The following is a 20,960-nucleotide window of genomic DNA, read 5'->3' on the forward strand; positions in this document are numbered from 1 at the left end:
GATTACTTGCTCGCTCCGTCACCGCACCACGACCACCACACCCTCCCCAACCGATTCGCTCGCTTCGTTCACTTCGCTCACGTCGCTCATCCCTCGCGCGAGTCGTGCGCTTCGCGCTCACGGGTCGTCCCTCCCCGTTCGCTTGCGGTGCTCGCTTCGCTCGCACCGCTCACGCACTCCCGCGCGCCAACCGCCCCTGGAGATCCGGGATCGAGAATCCATGTCCGGAAACCGTTTTCCATCACGGGCGGCTACCCTCTCCATGACCGAGTTCGCCCGCGCCGAGGCCGTCGACCGGATCGAGCGCCTCGTCGAGACGGTCGCGTCCGAGACCATGCCCGTCCCGATCCGCGAGATCTGGGTGTACGGCGACCTCGTGCTCGGCCTCGATCCCGTCGAGCGCCTCGACATCTACCTCACGAAGGACCTGCTCTTTCACGGCGACGACGAGCGGGAAGCGGAGTTCCGCGAATCGCACGGCGTCGAGGGAATCGGCAAGACGGTGAGCGCCGAGTGGGCCGACGAACACCCCGAGTTCATCCGCGCGAACCCCAACGGGTACGCCGCTCCCGAGAAGTGCCTCGCGGCCCACCTCGTCGGGGAGGGCGAACCGATCCACCTCGAAGTCTGCAACGCGAGCTTCGAGGACAACGTGACCCAGCGACTGAAGGGCGCGATGGCGCGCGAGAACTACGAGCAGATCCTCGACCCGCGCGGGGCGTGTCTCTGGCTCGACGGCCAGCGCTCGACGGAGGCCTTCGAGAAGTTGCGCAACGGCGAGTTCGTCTTCCCCACCCTCGCCGGGGCGCTCTCGATGGTCGGCATCGCAGAGGACGAGGCCGAGCGGGCTGCCGACGCGGTGCGGGGCTACCGCGAGCGCCAGACGGGCGCGACCGTCCGCGGCGACGTGGTCTGAACTCCCGCGTCGGCAGCCCGATCGAGCCGGCACGGTGCACTGGCAACGAAAACGCCTATCGTGCCGCCGGTGATCCATCGGTGACATGCGCGATCGTACGATGACGCGACGACGGGTAGTAGCGCTCTCGGGAACCGCGGCGGCGCTCGGCCTCGCGGGCTGTTCGGAGATCGGTCTCGGTGGCGGCGAAGAGGGTGAAGGTGGCGGCGACGGCGAGGGAGGAGAAGGTGGAGAGGGTGGCGACGGTGGTGAAGGAGGGGAGAGCGGTGGAGGCGGCGAAGATGGAGAAGGAGGGCAGGAAGGCGACGGCGGTGAAGGTGGACAGGACGGTGGAGAAAACGGCGGCGAGGGCGGAGAAAATGGAGAAGACGGTGGGGGTGGCGAAGACGGTGAAGGTGGCGGCGACGAAGACGGCTAACGGACGGCGACGAAGACGGCTGACCTCACTCCCCGCGCAGTTCTCGAACGCGGTCGACGTTCCACGCGAAGCCGCGGCCGTCCTCGGTCGGTGTTTCGAGGACGAACGGCAGCTCGCCGATCGCGTCGTGGGTGACGATCGCACGCATTCCGTCGTCACCGATCTCGCCCTCGCCGATGTGGGCGTGCTCGTCCTTGTTGGTGCCACAGCCGTGCTTCGAGTCGTTGAGGTGGATGCAGTGGAGGGTATCGAGGCCCACAGTCCTATCGAACTCCGCGATCACGTCCTCGACCGCCCCAGGTGTCGAGAGGTCGTACCCGGCGGCGAAGGCGTGGGCGGTGTCGAGGCAGGTGCCGAGCTCCGCGTCGGCGCGATCGAGGATACCTGCGAGGTGGGCGAACTCACCACCCAGTTTGGTCCCGCTGCCGGCGTCGCTCTCGATCAGGAGGGTGACGTCGGCGGGGATATCGAGTTCGTCGACGGCGCTCGCGGCGTTGTCGAGACCCGACTCGACCCCTGCACCGGTGTGTGCGCCGAGATGGACGTTGACGTACTCGATTCCCAATCGATCGGCGGCGTCGCACTCGGCCTGGAGGCTCCGGATCGACTTCTCGCGGAGATCCTCTTTCGGCGTGGCGAGGTTGACGAGATACGAGGCGTGGATCACCCACGGCCCGAGGTCGGCGCTCGACTCGCGGAACGCGGCGGCTTCGTCCTCGGCGATGTCGGGCCCCGCCCAGACCTGGGGTGAGGTCGTGAATATCTGGCCGCAGTTCCCACCGACGTCGACCTCGCGGCCGACGGCGTTGTCGACGCCGCCGGCGACCGAGACGTGTGCTCCGACGCGCATGGTCCGGCCTCGCTGTCGGCGGACAAAGGGGCTTCGAACCCGACCCTCCACGTCGGGGGTCGACCCGACCGCCCGTGCGTATTTCCGTCGAGAGGTCGATCACGGAGTATGGAAGCCGAGGCAGTCCACCCCCAGGCCGCAGCCGTTCTCGATCGCCAGCGGAGACTCGGGGTGGTGCCGCTCCACGAGCGCGGGGTTCGTCAGCTCCGACTGCTCAACCGCGTCACGGACTGGTTCCGGAACAGGAACCCGCCGGTCGTCGGCGACACGACCGATCGGACGATCCCCGGCCCGGCCGGCGATCTCCCGATCCGGAGCTACCGGCCGCGGGGCGACGGCCCGTTCCCGACGGTCGTCTTCTTTCACGGCGGCGGGTTCGTGACCGGGAGCCTCGCGAGTCACGACCTGCTCTGTCGGCATCTCACGCGCGAGAGCGGGTGCGTGGTGCTGGCGGTCGACTACCGACTCGCGCCCGAACACCCGTTCCCGGCGGCGGTCGAGGACGCCTACCGGGCGACCGAGTGGGCGGCGGCGAATCCGGGCGTGGTGGGAGGCGACGGACGGCTGGCGGTCGCCGGCGACAGCGCGGGTGGCACGCTCGCGGCCGTCGCCGCGCTGATGGCCGCCGAACGGGACGGCCCGGCGATCGACCACCAGGTCCTGTTCTATCCCGGGATCGGGATCGAGGACGGCCAGGCGTCGGTCGAGAGCCACGCCGGGAAGGTCCTCGCCAGAGAGGACTTGGAGTGGTTTCGCGACTGCTATTTCGGCAGCGAGCTCCACCGACGGAACCCGTACGCCGACCCGGTCAACGCCTGCGACCTGTCCGGCGTGCCGTCGGCGACCGTCATCACGGCGGGCTTCGACCCGCTCCGGGACGGCGGGACGGCGTACGCGGAGCGGCTCGTCGGGGACGGCGTCCCCGTTCGGTACGACAACTACGAGGACATGATCCACGGCTTCGTCAACATGCCCGGGGCGATCGATCGCGCGACCGAGGCGCTCTCCGATGCGGCCGCCGGCCTCACGGACGCGTTCTCGTCGTAGCGGACGGACGCTGCGTCGGGTGGACAGCGGTAAGATCCCCCACGCCGTGTCGACCGGTTCACGGGGTCGGATCCTCGCGTTCGCGGTTCCACGCCGGAGCGTCGTACTTCTCGCGGGCGCGCTCGCGAGCACGATCGAGTTCGTCGCCGGTCCACTCGCCGACCTCGGCGTCGGCCCACGCGGCGAGTGATTCCTCGAACGCCTCGACGGCTGCCTCTCGATCCACGTCCGCGTGCTCGCGGACGGTCGTCACCCGCTCGCGGAACCGCTCGGCGGTGACCGGCGGATCGTCGAACGCCGCGAGGTGACGGTCAGATGCGTCGTCGAACATGACCGAACCGTGCTGGATCACGCTGTCGCGCCGACGGTACTGGGCGTTCCCGCTGATCTTCCGGTCGTCGACCACGACGTCGTGGGCCGGATGGAGCGCGCGCAGATAGCATGCCGGCTCGAACAGCGCAGGACGCTCCTCGTCCGCGAACGCTGCTGAGATCCCGAGTCGCTCGAACCCCGAAAAGAGTGGCTCGCAGAGGCGTTCGTACGTGTCCATCAGATCGCCTGGAAGTTCGTCGGCGGGCGCGACGATCGAGTAAGAGACGTCGGCGTGGGTGTCGTGATAGATCGCGCCGCCGCCGGTCGGCCGTCGAACCACGTCGATCCCCTCGCGCTCGCAGAACGCCCAATCCACCGTCGCGGGGTCCTGATGGTAGCCGAGCGAGAGCGTCGCGGGAGCCCAGCGGTAGACTCGGAGCGTGCGCGGACCGCCCTCGGCGGCGGTTTCGGCGGCGATCTCGTCGAGCGCCATGTTCATCGCGCCCTGCCGCCGGTCCTCGCGGATCAGCCGCCACTCCCGATCGGCGATGTCGGCCATACCAGCCGGACACGTCGGCGGAACAAAGCGGTTGGGAGAACGATCGCCACGAATTCGGTATCGTCGTATGTGATTTATTGGGGCTGCGAGCGCTCACGCGCGATGCTTTTGCCCGTCGCGAGGGTACGTGAGAGCGATGGTCCGCAACGTCGCGAGCGAGATGGCCGCGCTCGAACCCGAGGATTTCCACCTCCTCTCGGGCGTCGAGCAGGGGATGCGCTTCAGCGAGTGGGTCAACCGGGGAAAACTACCGGAGTTCGCCAATCTCACCGCCGAGAACGTCGACTATCGCCTGGACCGGTGTGCAGACCGCGGACTGCTCGAACGCCGGACGATGCAGTACGAGGGCTACAAACTCACTTTCGAGGGGTACGACGCGCTCGCGCTCCACACGTTCGCCGAACGGGGCACCATCGAGGGCGTCGGCGCACCCCTCGGCGTCGGGAAGGAAAGCGATGTCTACGAGGTCCAGTCCTACACCCCGTTCGCGCTCAAGTTCCACCGCGAGGGCTACACCAACTTCCGGGAGGTGATGAAAGAACGCGAGTACACCGCCGACCGCGATCACGTCTCGTGGCTCTACACCGCGCGGAAGGCCGCCGAACGCGAGTACGACGCCCTCGAAGCCCTCTACCCCGACGTCTCGGTGCCGCGGCCGGTCGACCACAACCGCCACGCGATCGTGATGGAGCGGATCGACGGCGTCGAGCTGTCGAGGGCCGATCTCGACGACGACCAGGTGCTCGGCGTCTGTGACCTCGTGCTTCGGGAGATCGCGCGCGCGTTCGACGCGGGCTACGTCCACGCCGACATGAGCGAGTACAACGTCTTCGTCGCCAGCGACGGGGTCTGCGTCTTCGACTGGCCCCAGGCGGTCCCGATCGACCACGCGAACGCCGTCGAGTTCCTCGTGCGTGACGTCGAGAACGTCCTCGGGTACTTTCGTCGGAAGTACCCGCGGCGAACGGCAGAAACGCCCGATAGCGACGCGATCGCGGGCGCGATCGCCGATGCGGAGTTCGAATCGATCGACGACGTAGCCCCTCGATAAACTCTGCTTTGGTATATCGAATCGGTCGGTGATCCATCCGATCACGGTCGACCGAGTTCGCTGCTCGTCGCCCGCCTCACGACATCACCAGTGCTCCGACGACGCCTCCGATAGCGACAGAATAGTTACGTTAATTCGCATCAGCGAACGGTTTTGTTCGAACCGGCCGAGCGATCGACCGTGCAACCGACCCTCCTCGCGGATCGGGTGGAACGATGAGAATCGGGGGACGGCTCCCCTCACGACTGGTGCTGAAGTATTACATCTACCAGGCGACGATGACGTTCGGCTTTTTCTGGCCGGTGTTCACGCTGTTTTTGCTCTCGCGGGGGCTCTCGTACACCGAGATCGGGCTGCTGTCGAGCCTCTCGGCCGGGGCGACCGTGGTCGGTGAAGTGCCGACCGGGTACGTCGGGGATCGACTCGGACGACGCAACAGTCTCGTGATCGGGACGGTCCTCCTCGTCGTCTCGCTACTCGGGTTCGTCGTGGTGCACACCTTCTGGGGCTTCGCGGTGCTGTGGGTGCTCTGGGGACTCGGTGGTGCGTTTCAGTCGGGGAGTGCGGACGCGTGGCTCTACGACGCGCTCGAAACCCGTCTCGACGAGGGCGAGTACACCCGGGTTCGCGGGCGCGGCGGGTCGGTCAACCAGTGGGTGAGTGCGGCGACGATGCTGACTGCCGGTGGGCTGTACAGTATCGACCATCGGCTCCCGTTCATCGCTGGCGCGCTCCTCCTCGCACTATCGATTCCGGTGGTGCTCTCGTTTCCACGGATGGGGACCGATCCCGACGAGGACGACCTGACGGTGCTCGACGCGTTGCCGATCGTCCGTGAGCGACTGACCGCACCGCCGCTTCGATCCCTGGTCCTCTACGTGGCGCTGTTCTTCGCGATCATCAGCGCGGCCGACGAGTTCATCCAGCCGATCGCGACGCGTACTCTCGGACTCCCCGAGACCGGACTCGGACCACTGTACGCAGGGTTCACCGTGATCGCTGCGATCGCGAGCTACTTCGCCGGCGACATCGAGGACCGGCTCTCGACCCGCGGGGCCGTGTTGGTCGTGCCGGTGGCGACCGCGATTCTCTTCGTGGTGCCCGCGTTCGTCCCGCTCGCTGCGTTCCCGCTGTTCTTCGGGATGAAGTCGAGCCAGGCGGTGCTCCGACCGATCGTGAGCGGCTACATCAACGACCACGTCGAGACGCTCGGTCGGGCGACGGTGCTCAGCGCCGCCTCGCTGGTGTACGCCGTGGTTCGCCTCCCCCTCCGGCCGGTGGTGGGCTGGATCGCCGATCTCACGGCCCCGATCCCGACGACCGCGCTGCTCGGCGGCGGCTTTCTCGCCAGTGCCGCCGTGATCTACCGGTGGGAGACACCGGCGAGCACCGACGAACCGACGGTGCGGACGGCGGATTGAGACGATCGGCTCGTCGGCGATCGTCGGGTCACTCGTCGTTTGGCGGGGACTCGCCGTCCGGTCGAGCGACGAGGACGGAGACCGAGGCGAGTCGGACGACGCGCTCGGCGACGCTGCCGAGGACGAGCCCTTCGAGGCCGGTGCGCCCGTGGGTGGCCATCACGATCAGGTCGGCAGCGTGGTCGTCGGCCGCAGCGAGGATCTCCTCGTGGGCCGCGCCGTGGCGGACCTCGCCCGTGGCTGCGATATCGCGCTCTTCGGCCGCCGACACGAGATCGTCGACGTAGCCCTCGCCGGTGCGCTCCATGTCGTCGCGGATCCCCTCGTCGTACTCGTGGACCGTCACCCCGCTGTCGGGGTCCTCGATGACGTGGACGATCCGAACGGCCGCACCGTACGTCGCCGCGAGGTCGAAGCCGCGCTCGGCCGCCTGGCGCGCGTGGTCGCTGCCGTCGGTCGGGATCAGGACGGTCTCGTACATACGCCTCCTACGTCGACACCCCACAAATACTGTCGGCAGGATTGGGCGCTCGTCTTCGGTGCGAAGCGGGTCGAAACCCGCTCCGATCGCGATCCGGCGATCAGATGACGAAGGAGACGATCGCGAGGATGATGAAGATGACGACGAGGATCCGCGCGATCTCCATCGAGAGGCCCGCGATCCCCTGTGCGCCGAGCACGTACGCGACGACCGCGAGCACGAGAAACAGGATCGCGAGCTCGATGAACCCGCCGCCGAGCTGGAGCGCCGTCCCGGTGAGCGTCGCGAGCATCTCAGGCCTTCCCTCCCTGTGGCCCCTGTGCAAGCGTCTCGGATCGAATGGCTGCCGTCGGACAGGTCAGTTGCATTACGCTGGAGCAACCGTCTCCCCGGTCGTTCAACCCGAGGCTTGCGTCCGCCGGTCGTATAAAAGCCGACGGCGGCGGACCGGGTCGATGGAGGATGTTTCGAAGCCCTTAACAGCGCCACTGGCGGAGTTCCGGTGACTCGCCGGGCGGGCACCGGCGGGCACCTGCGTGCGATGTTCGCATTGCAGGTCGGAATGTGGCCAGCGTGGTCCATCGGGCCACGCGGCTGAACCACCAACGCCCGCAGACAACACATGGCACGAAGTTTCTACTCCCACATCGGCGACGCGTGGCACGACGCGGACAACGAGATGCACGAACAGCTCCAGTGGCAGCGCCTCCAGGAGTGGCGCGACCAGGGCGCGATCGAGCGGATCGACCGTCCCACCCGTCTCGATCGGGCGCGCTCGCTCGGCTACAAGGCCAAACAGGGGATCGTCCTGGCCCGGATCGCGGTCCGGAAGGGCACGGCCCGAAAGCAGCGCCACGACGCGGGCCGGCGGACGAAGCGCCAGGGTGTCAACAAAGTCACCCGCCGGAAGTCGATCCAGCGGATCGCGGAGGAGCGATCCAGCCGGAAGTTCACGAATCTCAGAGTGTTGAACTCCTACCCGGTCGGTGAGGACGGCAGCCAGAAGTGGTTCGAGGCGATCCTCGTCGACCCCGAACATCCCGCGATCGAGAACGACGACGACCTGAACTGGATCTGTGCCGACGACCAGCGCGGCCGGGCGTTCCGCGGGCTGACGAGCGCCGGCAAGCAGGGACGCGGGCTCGGCACGAAGGGGAAGGGCACGGAACACACCCGTCCGAGCGTCCACGGCGGCAAGGGTCGCGGGAAGTAAGCCGACCACTCTTTACTCGCGAGTGCGTACTGCCCTCGATGAGCCACGACACCGCCGCAAGCGACGCCAGCGCCGACCCGAACGCCGACACGCTGACGATGTACGCCGACTACGTCTGCCCGTTCTGTTACCTCGGAGAGGCCTCGCTGGAGCAGTACCGCGAGGGGCGCGACGACCCCCTCGACGTCGAGTGGCATCCCTTCGACCTCCGGAGCCGCGAGCGCGGGCCGGACGGCGAGATCGACCCGACCGCCGACAGCGGCAAGGACGACGAGTATTACGAGCAGGCCAGGGAGAACGTCCGGCGGCTTCAGGAGGAGTACGACGTCGAGATGAGCCTCGAGATCGCCGAGGACGTCGATTCGAAGCACGCCCAGCAGGCGGCGCTGTTCGTTCGGGAGGAGTATCCCGAGGCGTTCGCGGCGTTCCACGAACGGGTGTTCGACGCACTCTGGCAGGACGAGCGCGACATCGGCGATCCCGACGTGCTGGCCGAGATCGCAGCCGACATCGACGCTGGCGACGGACCGACCGACGACGAGGGGGCGGAGATCGACGTTGACGCGCTCCGGGCGGCGATCGACGATCCCGAGCGCGAGGCGGCGCTCGAAGAGCGATTCCGGGAGGCCCAGCAGACGGGCGTCACGGGCGTCCCGACGTTCGCCTACGGGGGCCACGCCGCTCGCGGGGCCGTCCCGCCCGAGCATCTCCGGCGACTCATCGAGGGCTGAGCCACGACACGATCGACGGCACCTGGGGAGTGAGCCGTCGCCCGGCACGGGCGATCGTCCGTCCGGCCTCACCGGGATGGTCCTGCCCGAGTCGATAGCCGATCTCGTCCTGCCGCTTCGGGGCGTCGAAGACTGCGGGCTCTTCGAAGTCGAACAGCTCGCACGGTTCGGCGTCGACGCCCGCGTCGTCGAGGATCGCGTTCGTGGCGCGCCGTGCGGCCTCGTTCGCGCCCTCCATGCTGGCGAGATCCGTCGTCGTGCGAACGTAGTCGGCGGCGAGCACGAAGTTCTCGGCCGCCGTCCGCGCGTCGGGGCGGTAGCGGAGCGAGCGGACGGTGTTGAGCAGCAGCGGTTCGCGGTTCTCGTCGACGACGCCGTCCGAATCGAACTCGATCGCGGGATCGAGAAACCAGTCCACGAGGTCGGTCTCGTCGAGACTGCCGGTTTCGAGGTGGTCGTCGAGCTGGGCGAGCACTTCGGCCTTGATCTCCGCCGCGGTGCACTCGCGGGCCGGCTTGTCGTAGAGCATGCCTGGCGAGTTCCAATCCGAGATACAGATCGAGAGGATCCCCTCCACCCGGCCGTCGCCGTAGTCGTCGGGATCGAACGCGCTCCAGAACTGGCGCTGGGAGATCGAGGTGAGCGACCACGGCGCGTCGAGGTAGACCCCGTGGCCGTGGACGTCGGTCGAATCCTCGGCGAGGTAGAACTGGATCCCGTTCATCCACGCGGTGTCGAGCCCGTCGAGCCGGGAGAGCGAGGGGACGGCCGCCACGAGATCGGGCGTCCGGAGCTCACACATCACCTCGACCGGGACCGCACCGACGTAGTAGTCCGCCGCGATCCGTTCGAGATCGCCGTCGCGGCCGATCGTCGCGCCGGTGACCCGGTCGCGGTCGGTGTGGATCTCGCGGACGGGGGTTTCGGGACGGAGCGAGACCCCGAGATCGTCGAGGTACGTCGTCCAGGGGTCGATCCAGACCTCGCTCGACGGACCGTCGAGCAGCGAGTCGGCGTCGACGGTCGAATCGACCAACCCGCGGAACAGTTGGAGGTAGATCCGACCGATGGTTCTCGTCGAACTCTTCTCGGGCCGCATCGCCACCAGCGACTGGGTGACGCCGTAGCCGAGACGCTTCTGGTACGCTGGCGACATGTTCTCGGCGTCGATGAACTCCCACCACGAGATCTTGTCGTACTCCTCGCGCCGGCGGTGCTCGCACGAGGTCGCGAACTGGAGCAGTCGACTCGCGAAGAAGGCTTGCTCGCGCTCGGAGATGAGGTCACGCGCGAAGAGGTTGCCGAGCAGCCGTCGCCAGCCCGCGATCGACTCCGGGGTTTCGGTCGGGAACACCTCCGGCTTGCCGGTTTCGGCCATCAGCATCTGGGTCGTGGGTTCGAGGTTGTCGTAGACGCCCTCGGGGTTGTCGCCGTCGGGGATCCGCTTCATCGAGTCGGTGAGGTGGCGGTAAAATCCCGGGAAGAAGCGGAAGCCGTGCTCGCCAGGCAGCGGTTTCCGATCGTCGGTCGCGGAGCCGGGCACCGGAATGGAACGGGCCTTGCCGCCGAAGCGTTCGCGGGCCTCGTACACCGTGACGTCGAGGCCGCGTTCGCCGAGTTCCTGGGCCGCGCTCAGTCCGCCGACGCCCCCGCCGAGCACCGCAACGGTCGGTGTCGTTGAACTCCCCATTGGTGACTCGTCCGATAACGGATCGCCGGCCCGTAAAACGTTGCGTTGACGGTTATCGCTACCGAAATCCCGCGTTCGAGGGGAGCGCCAGCGCTAAGTATCACTCGGTGGTATCGTGGGCATGAGCGAACTGGGCAAGGTCGACCGCGAGTTCTTCGATTCGCAGATCTATCCACGTCTCGGAGCCGACCGCGACGACGTGCGGCTCGGTCCCCAGCACGGCGTCGACTTCGGGGTGATCGACGTCGGCGATCGAGTCGTCGCCACCGCGACCGATCCCGTCTTCGTGCTGCCCTCGCTCGGGTTCGAGCGCGCGGCGTGGTTCGCCTTCCACGTCCTCATGAGCGACGTCGCGGTCTCGGGCATCCGGCCGACGCATCTCTCGATCGATCTGAACCTCCCGCCGGAGATCACCGACGAGGAGTTCGCCACGATGTGGGAGACGTTCGACGCCGAGGCGAAAGACCTGGGGGTGAACGTCGTCACCGGCCACACCGGCCGGTACGCGGGCTGTACCTACCCGATGGTGGGGGGTGGAACGGTGCTGGGCGTCGGCGATCCCGCCGATCTCGTGCGGCCGGACGGCGCGCGGCCAGGCGATCGCGTGCTCGTCACGAAGGGACCGGCGATCGAGGCCACCGGCCTGCTCTCGATCCAGTTCGAGGAGCTGCTGCGCGACGACCTCTCCGCGGACGAGGTCGCAGCCGCCACCGACCGCTTCGACGACATGAGCCCGGTCCGGGACGCGCTGACCGCGGCCGCCGCCGGGCCGGTGACCGCGATGCACGACGCGACCGAATGCGGCGTCTTCGGCGGGCTCTACGAGCTGGCGCGGGCGGGCGGGGTTCAGATCGACGTCGAGACCGATCGCGTTCCGCTGCAGCCAGGCGTCGAGGCGGCATGCGAGTTCTTCGACATCGATCCGTGGATCGCGATCAGCGAGGGGACCCTTCTCCTGACGGTGGCTCCCGAGGGCGTCGATGGCGTGCTTGACGCGCTCGACGACGAGGGGATTCCGGCGGCCGAGGCCGGCGTGGTCACCGAGGGCTCGGGCGTCGCGGTCGACGGCGAGACGATCGACCACCCCGAGCACGACCCGTTCTGGAGCACCTTCGACGAGTACATGGGCAAGCTGGAGGACGAGCAATGACCCGCGAGCCGTCCCCCGTCTCGCGGCCGGTCGGACTCACGATCGCGAGCAGCGACTCCGGGGGTGGGGCGGGGATCCAGGCCGACCTGAAGACGATGGAGGCCTGCGGCGCGTTCGGGACCAGCGTGATCGTCGCCACGACCGCCCAGAACACCCGCGGCGTCGAGTCGGCCCACGTCCTCCCGACCGACGAGATCGACGCCCAGTACGCGACCGTCGCTGCCGATTTCGATCTCGCCGGCGTCAAGACCGGGATGCTCGCCACAGCACCGATAGTCGAGACCGTGACCGGCTACGCCCGCGATCTCGACTGTCCGCTCGTGGTCGATCCGGTGATGGTGGCGGCGTCGGGCGATCGGCTGCTCGAACCCGCGGGCGAGGACGCCTACGAGGACCTGATCGCCGAAGCGACGCTGGTGACGCCGAACGCCGACGAGTGTGCGGTGCTCACCGGGATCGATCCCGAGGACGAGGCGAGCGCGCGCGAGGCGGGCGAGGTGCTGCTCGGGATGGGAGCCGAGGCGGCGCTCGTGAAGGGCGGGCACGTGCCTGGCGAGACGGCGACGGACGTGCTCGTGACCGACGATGGAACCGAAATCTTCGAGCATTCACGGGTCGAGACCGATGCGACCCACGGTTCGGGCTGTACGCTCGCGAGCGCGATCACCGCGCAGCTCGCGGCGGGCGACGCGCTCGATGCAGCGGTCGAGGACGGACTGGCGTTCGTAGCACGCGCGATCCGCTACCCGCTCGACGTCGGTGAGGGGCCTGGCTCGGTTCAGCACCTCGCCGCCCTCAGAGATCGTGCGGCACGCGAGCCGACCGCCGAGGCCGTCGCGGGCGTGGTCGAGGCGCTGGTCGAGCACGACGTCAGCTCGCTCGTTCCCGAGGTCGGGATGAACGTCGTCGGCGCGACGCCCTATGCCGAGACGCCGAGCGAGACCGCCGCGGTCGAGGGGCGGATCACGCGGACGCTGTCGGGCGTGAACCCCAATCGCGGGGTGCGTTTCGGCGCGTCGAGTCACGTCGCCCGATTTCTGCTCGCCGCCCGCGAGTTCGATCCAGACCTCCGGTTCGCCGTGAACTGCCGGTTCGATACGGACGTGGAGGCAGCACTCGGCGATCTCGACTGGTCGGTGGCGGAGTACGATCGGAGCGAGGAGCCCGAGGCGGTGAAAGCAGCCGCGGAGGGGACGATGGGGTGGGGCGCGCGCCAGGCGTTCGATCGGTCGGCGACGCCGGTCGCCGTAATCGACCGCGGCGAAGTCGGGAAAGAGGCGATCGTCAAGCTCGTCGCGGCGGACCGGGAAACGCTGACCGAGCACGTATTTTCGCTGCTCGACGCGCTCGGAAACGCCTGAGCGCTCCCTCGTCTCGTCATCGGACGCGCCGGGTGAGCACGAACAGCAACAGCGCCATCAGCAGCGACCCGAGGAGCGCTTCGATGCCGGCGAGTGCGCGTGCGACCGCCCCCACCGGTTGGATGTCGCCGTAACCGAGCGTGGCGAAGGTGACGACGCTGAAGTACAGCCCGTTGTAGAACACGCGGGCGAGCTGGAGCGGCGTGGCCGCGATCATGTCCCTGACCGGCTGTTCGAACGCGTAGGTTCCGGAGGTCGCGCGCAACCCGCCGGTCAGGGGGTACAGAATCGCGGAGCAGACCATCACGACGCCCGAGCTCGTGACGACCCGCGTGGGGCTGGTTCCGTACCGCATCACCCACCGCGAGCCTTCGAGCGTGAGCGCGTGGAGGTACTCGCCGCGCGCCCACGCGGCCCGTCTCCGGGTGCTCTTCTCGCCCAGATAGCACGTCCGCGCACGTCGCGGGAGGGCGTCCCGCTCGAACAGCCGGCGGAGCTCCCGGTAGGTCCAACTCGCCGCTTCGAGCGTCGCGACCCGCGTCTCCCGGTCGTCGGCGTCGTCGACGAGGGTCTCGTAGATCACCCGGTCACCGAAGTCGGTCCCGCGGTCGAGGCGCACGTCGGTGAAGCCGGCGCGGTAGAGCTTCGTCCGGTCGAGACTCGCCTCCCGGAGGTCGACGTCGTCGAACATCGCTCCCTCCACGTCGGCACCGTCGAAGCGCGCCCGGCGGGCATCCACCCGATCGAACGTCGCCCGCCTGCAGTCCGCGCCGGTGAGGTCGGCTCCGCGGAGGGTCGCGCCGGTGAAGTCCGCCCCGACGAGGCTCCGGTCGCGCAGCCACGACGCGCCCGCGAGGTCCGCCCCGCGGAGATCAGCGCCGTCGAGACGTTCACCCGGCTCGGGTCGGTGGGCATCGAGCGCCTCGCGCGTTTTGGGGCTGCCGTCGTGCCAGAAACAGCGATCGTCGTCGCCACGCACTGGCCGCCAGCAACACGCCGTGCCCCGGTCCGTGAGCAGTTCCACGTCCTCGACGTAGCCACATCGCGTCTCGGACATCGTTCGAAGCTGGCCCGAGAGTCGTTATAGGCCTTTTAGCCGGCGACGGGAGAACGCCGACCGACCCGGTTGCTCATCGGTGCGAAACGCGGTCAGCGACGGCGTTCCGGGTGGCCAGTACGGCGAACAGCCCCGCGCCGCCGGCGGCGACCGCGAGAGCGGGGTTCGAGAGCGCGAACGCAACGGCGCGGTCGAGCACGGTCGTGACCCATCCGAGAAGCAACTGCGACGGCAGCACCTCCCGTCCGGTGACGACGAGCGCCGCGACACCGGCCGCGAACAGCCCGCTCCCGATGCCGGAGTAGGCCGCGAACTTCCCGGCGTGCATCCCGGCGATCCCGGCGGGGATCGAGATCACCGAGCGGGCCACCGGGAGGAGTCGACTCCAGAACACCGACGACTCGCCGTACCGGCGGAACCAGCGCCTGGCGCGCGCGACGTCGGTCTCGGAGACCCGGACGTACGCACCGTAGCGATCGACGAGTGGCTGGTGGGCCGCATCGAAGACGTAGTACGCGAACAGACTCCCCGCCGTCCCACCCGCCATCACGACGAGCACGAACGCGGCGAAGCTCGCGGGGCCGTCGACGATCGCCGCGGCCGCGACGGGAACGACGAGTTCGCTCGGGACGAACGGGAAGAGCAACGAGGTTTCGAGAAACATGAAGACGAACAGCGCGAGCAGGCCGTACTGAGCGAGCAGCGTCGTCGCCGTCTCCTCGATGGGGATCCCGACGAGCATCGCCGACCGTACGCCGGTAGCGCTTTTGACGCTTTCACGTTCCCACCGAACCCACAGGTTTTAGCGCTCGGGCGCGCCGAATGAGGGTATGGCAGAGGGGATCGTCGGGGAGTTCCTCGCGCTCAAGGAGGAAACGGATGCCGACCTGCTGGCGATGCAGTGTGGCGATTTCTACGAGTTCTTCGGCGACGACGCCGAGTTCGTCGGCGAGGAGCTCGATCTCAAGATCTCCGAGAAGTCCTCGCACGGCTCGGCCTACCCGATGGCCGGCGTCCCCCTCACCGAACTCACACCCTACCTGAAGGCGCTCGTCGAGCGCGGCTACCGCGTCGCCGTTGCCGATCAGTACGAGGTCGACGGCGGCCACGAGCGCGCGATCGAACGGGTCGTTACTCCCGGAACGCTGCTCGAAACCACCGACAGCGAGGCGCGCTATCTCGCGGCGATCGTCCGCGAGGAGGGCGGAAACGACGAGGTGGACGAGAGCCGCTACGGCCTCGCGTTCGCGGACGTCACCACCGGCCGGTTTCACGCCACCGAGATCGTGGGCAGTAGCGAGGACGTGCTGACCGAGTGCTACCGGTTCGCGCCCGCCGAAATCCTTCCCGGTCCCGCGGTGCGAACCGATGACGACCTCCTCGGACGGCTTCGCGATCGCACCGACGGGACGCTCTCGCTCCACACCACCGACGCGTTCGCACCGGATACCGCACGCACGACCGTCGACGAGCAGTTCGGCTCCGAAGCGCTCGCGAGCGTCGGTCTGGACGGGGCGAGCGGGGCGATCCGGGCGGCCGGTGGGTTGCTCGATTACGTCGACGCGACCGGGGTCGGCACGCTCGCGTCGATGACCAGACTCCAGCCCTCACAGTCGAAGGAGGGCGTCGCGCTCGATGCGACCACCCAGCGCAACCTCGAACTCGTCGAGCCGATGGGTGAGGGCGGGCGGACGCTGCTCGACACCATCGACCACACCGTGACGAGCGCCGGCGGGCGACTCCTCCGCGAGTGGCTCTGTCGGCCGATCCGGGCGCACGAGGAGGTCGCCAGGCGGGCCGACGGCGTCGAAGCGCTCGCCGCGGCGGCGCTCGCACGCGAGGAGTTCCGCGAGACTCTCGGGGAGGCCTACGACGTCGAACGACTGTCGAGCAAGTCAGTGTCGGGCAGCGCCGACGCGCGCGACCTGCTCCGAGTGCGGGATTCGCTCGCCGTGCTGCCGCGGCTCGTCGACACCATCGAAGGCTCGCCGGACCTCCAGAATTCGCCGATCGCCGACGTGCTCGCGCGGCCGGACCGCGCCGCTGTCGAGGAGCTTCGGGAAGCGCTCGACGAGGCGCTCGCCGAGGACCCACCGGGGGGCGTCCGCGAAGGTGGTCTCATCCAGCAGGGGTACGACGACGACCTCGACGAGCTGATCGACGGTCACGAAGCGGCGCTCGACTGGATCGACGGCCTCGCCGATCGCGAGAAGCGACGCCACTCGATCACCCATCTCAGTACGGGGCGGAACAAAACTGATGGGTACTACATCCAGGTCGGCAACTCCGAGACCGACGAGGTTCCCGAAGAGTACGAGCAGATCAAGTCGCTGAAGAACGCGAACCGGTACACCACCGACGAGCTCGACGAGCGCGAGCGCGAGGTGTTCCGGTTCGAGGAACGCCGGAGCGACCTGGAGTACGAGCTGTTCTGCGAGCTCCGCGAGCGGGTCGCGGACGCGGCTGAGCTCCTTCAAGACGTCGGCCGTGCGCTCGCCGAGTGCGACTGCCTGTCGAGCCTCGCGGTCCACGCCGTGAGCCACAACTGGACTCGACCCGAACTCGTGGGTTCGGGCCTCGACATCGAGGGGGGTCGCCACCCGGTGGTCGAACAGGAGGTCGAGTTCGTCCCGAACGACCTCGCACTCACCGACGACCGGGCGTTCCTCGTGGTCACGGGGCCGAACATGAGCGGGAAGTCGACGTACATGCGCCAGACAGCCCTGATAACGCTGCTCGCCCAGATCGGGAGCTTCGTCCCCGCGAGGAGCGCACGGATCGCGCCGGTCGACGGCATTTACACCCGCGTGGGCGCGCTCGACGAGCTCGCCCAGGGGCGCTCGACGTTCATGGTCGAGATGGCAGAGCTCGCGAACATCCTCCACTCCGCGACCGACGAGTCGCTGGTGATCCTCGACGAGGTGGGTCGGGGCACCGCGACCTACGACGGTATCTCGATCGCGTGGGCCGCGACCGAGTATCTCCACAACGAGGTGCGCGCGAAGACGCTCTTTGCGACTCACTACCACGAACTCACCGGACTCGCCGAATACCTCGATCGGGTGGCGAACGTCCACGTTGCGGCGGACGAGCGCGGCGACGACGTGACCTTTCTCAGAACCGTCGAGGAAGGGCCGACCGATCGGTCCTACGGCATCCACGTCGCGGATCTCGCGGGGGTGCCGGAGCCAGTTGTCGGGCGCTCGCGGGACGTACTCGAAAAGCTCCGGGCGGAGAAGGCGATCGAAGCGCGCGGGTCGTCGTCGGGCGAGTCGGTCCAGGCCGTGTTCGATCTCGACTCGGGGTCGTTCCGTGGGTCGGCGAGTGCGGACGGCGGTCGGACGGCGGACGAACTCCCCGAAGGGGGGACGACCGAGGACGAGACCGTTGGCGGATCGCTCGATCCCGACGCCGAATCGGTGCTCGACGCAGTACAGGAAACGAACATCGACGAGACGTCGCCGATCGACCTTATGAGTCGGGTCGAGGAGTGGCAACGGCGACTCGACGACACGGAGGACGACGAATGAGCGACGGGGCGGACGGCGACGAAGCGGCGAGCGAAATCCACCGGCTCGACCAGGCGACGATCGAGCGTATCGCGGCGGGCGAGGTGGTCGAGCGCCCTGCCTCCGCGGTGAAGGAACTGGTCGAGAACAGCCTCGACGCCGAGGCCTCGCGGGTGCGGGTCGTGGTCGAGGCGGGCGGCACCGACGGGATCCGCGTGACGGACGACGGGCACGGGATGAGCGCCGAGGCGGTCGAGCACGCGGTCGAGAAACACACCACGAGCAAGATCGCGGACATCGACGATCTGGAGGCCGGCGTCGGGAGCCTGGGCTTTCGGGGCGAGGCGCTCGCGGCGATCGGTGCAGTCTCGCGGCTCACGATCCGAACCAAACCTCGGGGAGCGAACCGTGGCACCGAACTCCGGATGGCGGGCGGCGAGATCGAGAGCGTAGAGCCCGCGGGCTGCCCCGAAGGCACCACCGTCGAGGTCGAGGACCTCTTCTACAACGTCCCTGCGCGCCGGAAGTACCTCAAACAGGACGCCACCGAGTTCACCCACGTCAACCGGGTGGCGACGGGCTACGCGCTCTCGAACCCCGAGGTGGCGCTCGCGCTCTCCCACGACGGTCGCGAGGTGTTCTCGACCACCGGCCAGGGCAGTCTGGAGGCGACAGTTCTGGCGGTCTATGGCCGCGACGTCGCGACGGCCATGCTGCCGATCGGCGCACGCACGGAGAGTGAAGCCGACGATACGGAGGAGGCTGCGATCGAGGAAAGCGACACCGACGGACCGCTCGACGAACTTTCTGGAGTCGTCAGCCATCCCGAGACGACTCGCGCGAGCCCGGAGTACTGCTCGGTGTTCGTCAACGGCCGGTACGTGAGTGCGACCGCGGTCCGGGACGCGATCGTGGCGGCCTACGGCAGCCAGCTCGCACCGGATCGCTACCCCTTCGCCGTCCTGTTCCTCTCGTTGCCGGCGAACCAGATCGACGTGAACGTCCATCCCCGAAAGCGCGAGGTCCGCTTTGCCGACGAGGACGGCGTGCGCGATCAAGTCCGGACCGCGGTCGAGAGCGCACTCATGCGTGAGGGTGTGGTCCGCTCCGGCGCACCACGCGGTCGATCGGCACCCGAGCAAACCCCGATCGAACCCGAGCGCGGGGCTCCGGACACAGCCGAGGAGGCTGCGTCGATCGAGCGGACTCGATCCACCGACACCACGGACGAGACGAGAACGGATCGAGACGACTCCGGAACCGAAACGACGGGGACCGGGTCCACCGACGCCGAGCCCGAACAGCCCCCAACTCGTGGATCGAACACGGCGACTTCGCCGGAGCCGACGGAGGCCGAGAATGGGGCGACGACATCCGACCGGACCACTCGAACAGCCGACGATGCGCCCCACGAACCGAACGGCGAGCCATCCGCCGCCGATGACGACGACCGACAGCGCGCTCCGGCGGACGCAGGGAAGTTCACCGACACGGCCGAACAGACCACGCTCGCCGGCGATCGGGTACCGGACGATCACGCGTTCGATCGGCTCCCGCGACTCCGGGTGCTCGGCCAGCTCCACGACACCTACATCGCCTGCGAGTCGCCCGACGGCCTCGTCCTGATCGACCAGCACGCTGCCGACGAGCGGATCAACTACGAGCGCCTCCGCGAGCGCACCGCGAACGAGACGTCGGTCCAGCAGCTCGCCGATCCCGTCGAAATCGAACTCACGGCGGCCGAAACCGAGCTGTTCGCATCGTTCGCCGACGCGCTCGCGGAGCTCGGCTTCGAGGCGTCGCGGACCGACGATCGGACGGTGGAAGTCCGGGCGGTGCCGGCGGTGCTCGACGGCGCGGCCGATCCTGACCGCCTCCGGGACGCGCTCTCCGGGCTCGTCGGCGACGGGGAGCCACGCGAGTCGATCGAGCACGACGCCGACGCGCTGCTCGCGGATCTCGCGTGCTACCCCTCGATCACGGGCAACACCTCGCTCGCCGAGGGCAGCGTGATCGAGCTGCTCCGCGCGCTCGACGACTGCGAGAACCCCTACGCCTGCCCGCACGGCCGGCCGGTCGTGATCGAGGTCGGGAAGGGAGAGCTCGACGACCGCTTCGAGCGCGATTATCCTGGGCACGCCGGCCGGCGAACGTGAGCGGCTCCGGGAGGATCGACCCCGATAGTTATTGTCGGTGGTTTCGATGGTGAAACGATGACCGACCTCCTCGCGTTCGGTGCGGCGGTCCTCGAACTCACCGCGCCCCGCCACGAGCGCCTCGAAACCACCGACCAGTTGGAAGTCGCAGCGACGGGCCCGGCGGCGAACGCCGCGGTGACGGCCGCACGGCTCGGGGGCGACGCGGCGTGGCTCTCGAAGCTCCCGAACGACGCGCTCGGCCGGCGCGTCGTCGCCGAACTCGGCTCTCACGGCGTCGAAACCGCGATTCGGTGGGCCGACGAGGGCCGCCAGGCGCTCGCGTTCGCCGAGCGGGCGGGGCCGCCGCGCGGGAACGCGCGCATCGACGATCGAACGGCGAGTACGATCACGTCGGCGACTCCCGAGGAGCTCCCGTTGTCGTCGGTCGACGACCCGAGGATGGTGTTCGTCGACGCCACGCTCCCGACGCGCTCGGCGACGCTCGCCGACACGGCCGCGACTCTCCTCGCCGAGACCGGCGATGCGGGGACCGAAACCGTGCTCGGGCTCGGTCGCGAGGAGCCGTCCACGGCGACGGTCGAGGAGCTGCTCTCCACTGTGGACACCCTGATCGCGGCCGAGGCGGGCGCGGCGGCGCTCGGCGACCGCGCGAACCCGACCGAGACCGCCCACGCTCTCGCGGCCGAGCACGACCTCTCGACCGTGGTGATCGCGCGCGACGAGCACAGCGTGGTCTGGGACGACCGGACCGTCCACGAGCGCGCGCCGCCCGCGACCGAGACGGTCGACGAGCGCGGCGCGTTCGACGCGCTCTGTGGCGGATTTCTGGCCCGCCGCGCCGCCGGCGAGGACGCCGGCACGGCGCTCGCGACCGGGATCGCGAGCGAGGCGCTCGCACGGACCGTTCCGGGCCCCGTTCCGGCGATCACCGCCGAGGAGGTCGAGCGGTGTACCGCGTCGGTGACCGATCCCGGGATGGGGGAGTGACCCGCCGACGAACGTGTGCCTCCGCGGCCAGGACGGACAACGGCTAAA

The 20,960-nt window shown here is 68.7% G+C and carries 19 protein-coding genes; 12 read left to right on the forward strand and 7 right to left on the reverse strand.

The window, feature by feature from the left end; all coding sequences use genetic code 11:
- The first annotated feature begins 262 nt into the window (after nucleotides 1-262).
- Together TX76_RS11605 and TX76_RS11610 are read left to right on the forward strand one after the other, a co-directional pair.
- Nucleotides 263-916: a DUF7095 family protein gene (locus TX76_RS11605; protein ID WP_049902652.1), complete on the forward strand. Its 654-nt coding sequence runs from the start codon at nucleotides 263-265 to the stop codon at nucleotides 914-916.
- A gap of 85 nt (nucleotides 917-1,001) precedes the next feature.
- Nucleotides 1,002-1,334 carry a hypothetical protein gene (locus TX76_RS11610; protein WP_049902653.1) on the forward strand — a complete coding sequence of 111 codons (333 nt, stop codon included), beginning with the start codon at nucleotides 1,002-1,004 and terminating at the stop codon, nucleotides 1,332-1,334.
- 25 nt (nucleotides 1,335-1,359) lie between these two features.
- On the opposite strand, the gene TX76_RS11615 is transcribed toward TX76_RS11610, so the two are convergent.
- A complete protein-coding gene (locus tag TX76_RS11615; RefSeq protein ID WP_049902654.1) occupies nucleotides 1,360-2,184 on the reverse strand; it encodes a deoxyribonuclease IV in 825 nt (274 codons plus the stop codon).
- 108 nt (nucleotides 2,185-2,292) lie between these two features.
- On the opposite strand from TX76_RS11615, the gene TX76_RS11620 reads away from it, so the two are divergent.
- The gene (locus tag TX76_RS11620; protein ID WP_049902655.1) at nucleotides 2,293-3,231 is read left to right on the forward strand and encodes an alpha/beta hydrolase; all 939 of its coding nucleotides are present in this window, start codon (nucleotides 2,293-2,295) and stop codon (nucleotides 3,229-3,231) included.
- 58 nt (nucleotides 3,232-3,289) lie between these two features.
- On the opposite strand, the gene TX76_RS11625 is transcribed toward TX76_RS11620, so the two are convergent.
- Nucleotides 3,290-4,102, reverse strand: coding sequence for a lipoate--protein ligase family protein (locus TX76_RS11625; RefSeq protein ID WP_049902656.1), 813 nt, complete (start codon nucleotides 4,100-4,102; stop codon nucleotides 3,290-3,292).
- Nucleotides 4,103-4,238: 136 nt separating this feature from the next.
- Here TX76_RS11625 and TX76_RS11630 point away from each other — a divergent pair, with 136 nt between their 5' ends.
- Nucleotides 4,239-5,153, forward strand: coding sequence for a serine/threonine-protein kinase RIO2 (locus TX76_RS11630; protein ID WP_049902657.1), 915 nt, complete (start codon nucleotides 4,239-4,241; stop codon nucleotides 5,151-5,153).
- A 215-nt stretch (nucleotides 5,154-5,368) separates the two neighbouring features.
- Nucleotides 5,369-6,574 carry an MFS transporter gene (locus tag TX76_RS11635; RefSeq protein WP_049902658.1) on the forward strand — a complete coding sequence of 402 codons (1,206 nt, stop codon included), beginning with the start codon at nucleotides 5,369-5,371 and terminating at the stop codon, nucleotides 6,572-6,574.
- Nucleotides 6,575-6,602: 28 nt separating this feature from the next.
- Here the strand turns inward: TX76_RS11635 and TX76_RS11640 are convergent, their stop codons facing one another.
- Together TX76_RS11640 and TX76_RS11645 are read right to left on the reverse strand one after the other, a co-directional pair.
- Complete coding sequence (locus tag TX76_RS11640; protein ID WP_049902659.1) at nucleotides 6,603-7,055, reverse strand: universal stress protein; 453 nt, start codon at nucleotides 7,053-7,055, stop codon at nucleotides 6,603-6,605.
- 100 nt (nucleotides 7,056-7,155) lie between these two features.
- Nucleotides 7,156-7,347: a DUF1328 domain-containing protein gene (locus tag TX76_RS11645; protein ID WP_049902660.1), complete on the reverse strand. Its 192-nt coding sequence runs from the start codon at nucleotides 7,345-7,347 to the stop codon at nucleotides 7,156-7,158.
- Nucleotides 7,348-7,677: 330 nt separating this feature from the next.
- Between TX76_RS11645 and TX76_RS11650 the strand changes: the two genes are divergently transcribed.
- Together TX76_RS11650 and TX76_RS11655 are read left to right on the forward strand one after the other, a co-directional pair.
- Nucleotides 7,678-8,268, forward strand: a complete 591-nt coding sequence (locus TX76_RS11650; protein WP_049902661.1) for a 50S ribosomal protein L15e — start codon at nucleotides 7,678-7,680, stop codon at nucleotides 8,266-8,268.
- Nucleotides 8,269-8,306: 38 nt separating this feature from the next.
- Nucleotides 8,307-8,999: a DsbA family oxidoreductase gene (locus tag TX76_RS11655; RefSeq protein WP_049902662.1), complete on the forward strand. Its 693-nt coding sequence runs from the start codon at nucleotides 8,307-8,309 to the stop codon at nucleotides 8,997-8,999.
- Here the strand turns inward: TX76_RS11655 and TX76_RS11660 are convergent.
- Nucleotides 8,986-10,689: a hydroxysqualene dehydroxylase gene (locus TX76_RS11660; protein ID WP_049902663.1), complete on the reverse strand. Its 1,704-nt coding sequence runs from the start codon at nucleotides 10,687-10,689 to the stop codon at nucleotides 8,986-8,988. The two genes, TX76_RS11655 and TX76_RS11660, sit on opposite strands and share 14 nt — an antisense overlap.
- A 121-nt stretch (nucleotides 10,690-10,810) precedes the next feature.
- Here TX76_RS11660 and TX76_RS11665 point away from each other — a divergent pair, with 121 nt between their 5' ends.
- Together TX76_RS11665 and thiD are read left to right on the forward strand one after the other, a co-directional pair.
- Complete coding sequence (locus TX76_RS11665) at nucleotides 10,811-11,839, forward strand: AIR synthase family protein (protein WP_049902664.1); 1,029 nt, start codon at nucleotides 10,811-10,813, stop codon at nucleotides 11,837-11,839.
- On the forward strand, nucleotides 11,836-13,200 hold the full coding sequence (gene thiD / locus TX76_RS11670) for a bifunctional hydroxymethylpyrimidine kinase/phosphomethylpyrimidine kinase (RefSeq protein WP_049902665.1): 1,365 nt from the start codon (nucleotides 11,836-11,838) through the stop codon (nucleotides 13,198-13,200). Before TX76_RS11665 ends, thiD begins: the two co-directional genes overlap by 4 nt.
- Nucleotides 13,201-13,216: 16 nt before the next feature.
- Here the strand turns inward: thiD and TX76_RS11675 are convergent, their stop codons facing one another.
- Nucleotides 13,217-14,257 carry a pentapeptide repeat-containing protein gene (locus tag TX76_RS11675; RefSeq protein WP_049902666.1) on the reverse strand — a complete coding sequence of 347 codons (1,041 nt, stop codon included), beginning with the start codon at nucleotides 14,255-14,257 and terminating at the stop codon, nucleotides 13,217-13,219.
- 73 nt (nucleotides 14,258-14,330) lie between these two features.
- The gene (locus tag TX76_RS11680) at nucleotides 14,331-14,999 is read right to left on the reverse strand and encodes a DedA family protein (RefSeq protein WP_049902667.1); all 669 of its coding nucleotides are present in this window, start codon (nucleotides 14,997-14,999) and stop codon (nucleotides 14,331-14,333) included.
- Between the two features lie 88 nt (nucleotides 15,000-15,087).
- Between TX76_RS11680 and mutS the strand changes: the two genes are divergently transcribed.
- From mutS to TX76_RS11695, 3 genes are read left to right on the forward strand one after another with little or no spacing between them, the layout of a single operon-like run.
- Nucleotides 15,088-17,787: a DNA mismatch repair protein MutS gene (mutS, locus tag TX76_RS11685; protein WP_049902668.1), complete on the forward strand. Its 2,700-nt coding sequence runs from the start codon at nucleotides 15,088-15,090 to the stop codon at nucleotides 17,785-17,787.
- Nucleotides 17,784-19,922, forward strand: a complete 2,139-nt coding sequence (gene mutL, locus TX76_RS11690) for a DNA mismatch repair endonuclease MutL (protein WP_049902669.1) — start codon at nucleotides 17,784-17,786, stop codon at nucleotides 19,920-19,922. The genes mutS and mutL overlap by 4 nt, the downstream gene beginning before the upstream one ends.
- Before the next feature lie 57 nt (nucleotides 19,923-19,979).
- Nucleotides 19,980-20,912, forward strand: coding sequence for a carbohydrate kinase family protein (locus TX76_RS11695; protein ID WP_049902670.1), 933 nt, complete (start codon nucleotides 19,980-19,982; stop codon nucleotides 20,910-20,912).
- Nucleotides 20,913-20,960 lie beyond the last annotated feature (48 nt).

This window comes from Halococcus agarilyticus (genome assembly GCF_000334895.1).
Classification (GTDB): Archaea; Halobacteriota; Halobacteria; order Halobacteriales; family Halococcaceae; genus Halococcus; species Halococcus agarilyticus.

Coding starts and splice junctions, on each gene's coding strand:
- TX76_RS11605 (WP_049902652.1), top strand. CDS start 263: ATGACCGAGTTCGCCCGCGCCGAGGCCGTCGACCGGATCGAGCGCCTC.
- TX76_RS11610 (WP_049902653.1), top strand. CDS start 1,002: ATGCGCGATCGTACGATGACGCGACGACGGGTAGTAGCGCTCTCGGGA.
- TX76_RS11615 (WP_049902654.1), bottom strand. CDS start 2,184: ATGCGCGTCGGAGCACACGTCTCGGTCGCCGGCGGCGTCGACAACGCC.
- TX76_RS11620 (WP_049902655.1), top strand. CDS start 2,293: ATGGAAGCCGAGGCAGTCCACCCCCAGGCCGCAGCCGTTCTCGATCGC.
- TX76_RS11625 (WP_049902656.1), bottom strand. CDS start 4,102: ATGGCCGACATCGCCGATCGGGAGTGGCGGCTGATCCGCGAGGACCGG.
- TX76_RS11630 (WP_049902657.1), top strand. CDS start 4,239: ATGGTCCGCAACGTCGCGAGCGAGATGGCCGCGCTCGAACCCGAGGAT.
- TX76_RS11635 (WP_049902658.1), top strand. CDS start 5,369: ATGAGAATCGGGGGACGGCTCCCCTCACGACTGGTGCTGAAGTATTAC.
- TX76_RS11640 (WP_049902659.1), bottom strand. CDS start 7,055: ATGTACGAGACCGTCCTGATCCCGACCGACGGCAGCGACCACGCGCGC.
- TX76_RS11645 (WP_049902660.1), bottom strand. CDS start 7,347: ATGCTCGCGACGCTCACCGGGACGGCGCTCCAGCTCGGCGGCGGGTTC.
- TX76_RS11650 (WP_049902661.1), top strand. CDS start 7,678: ATGGCACGAAGTTTCTACTCCCACATCGGCGACGCGTGGCACGACGCG.
- TX76_RS11655 (WP_049902662.1), top strand. CDS start 8,307: ATGAGCCACGACACCGCCGCAAGCGACGCCAGCGCCGACCCGAACGCC.
- TX76_RS11660 (WP_049902663.1), bottom strand. CDS start 10,689: ATGGGGAGTTCAACGACACCGACCGTTGCGGTGCTCGGCGGGGGCGTC.
- TX76_RS11665 (WP_049902664.1), top strand. CDS start 10,811: ATGAGCGAACTGGGCAAGGTCGACCGCGAGTTCTTCGATTCGCAGATC.
- thiD (WP_049902665.1), top strand. CDS start 11,836: ATGACCCGCGAGCCGTCCCCCGTCTCGCGGCCGGTCGGACTCACGATC.
- TX76_RS11675 (WP_049902666.1), bottom strand. CDS start 14,257: ATGTCCGAGACGCGATGTGGCTACGTCGAGGACGTGGAACTGCTCACG.
- TX76_RS11680 (WP_049902667.1), bottom strand. CDS start 14,999: ATGCTCGTCGGGATCCCCATCGAGGAGACGGCGACGACGCTGCTCGCT.
- mutS (WP_049902668.1), top strand. CDS start 15,088: ATGGCAGAGGGGATCGTCGGGGAGTTCCTCGCGCTCAAGGAGGAAACG.
- mutL (WP_049902669.1), top strand. CDS start 17,784: ATGAGCGACGGGGCGGACGGCGACGAAGCGGCGAGCGAAATCCACCGG.
- TX76_RS11695 (WP_049902670.1), top strand. CDS start 19,980: ATGACCGACCTCCTCGCGTTCGGTGCGGCGGTCCTCGAACTCACCGCG.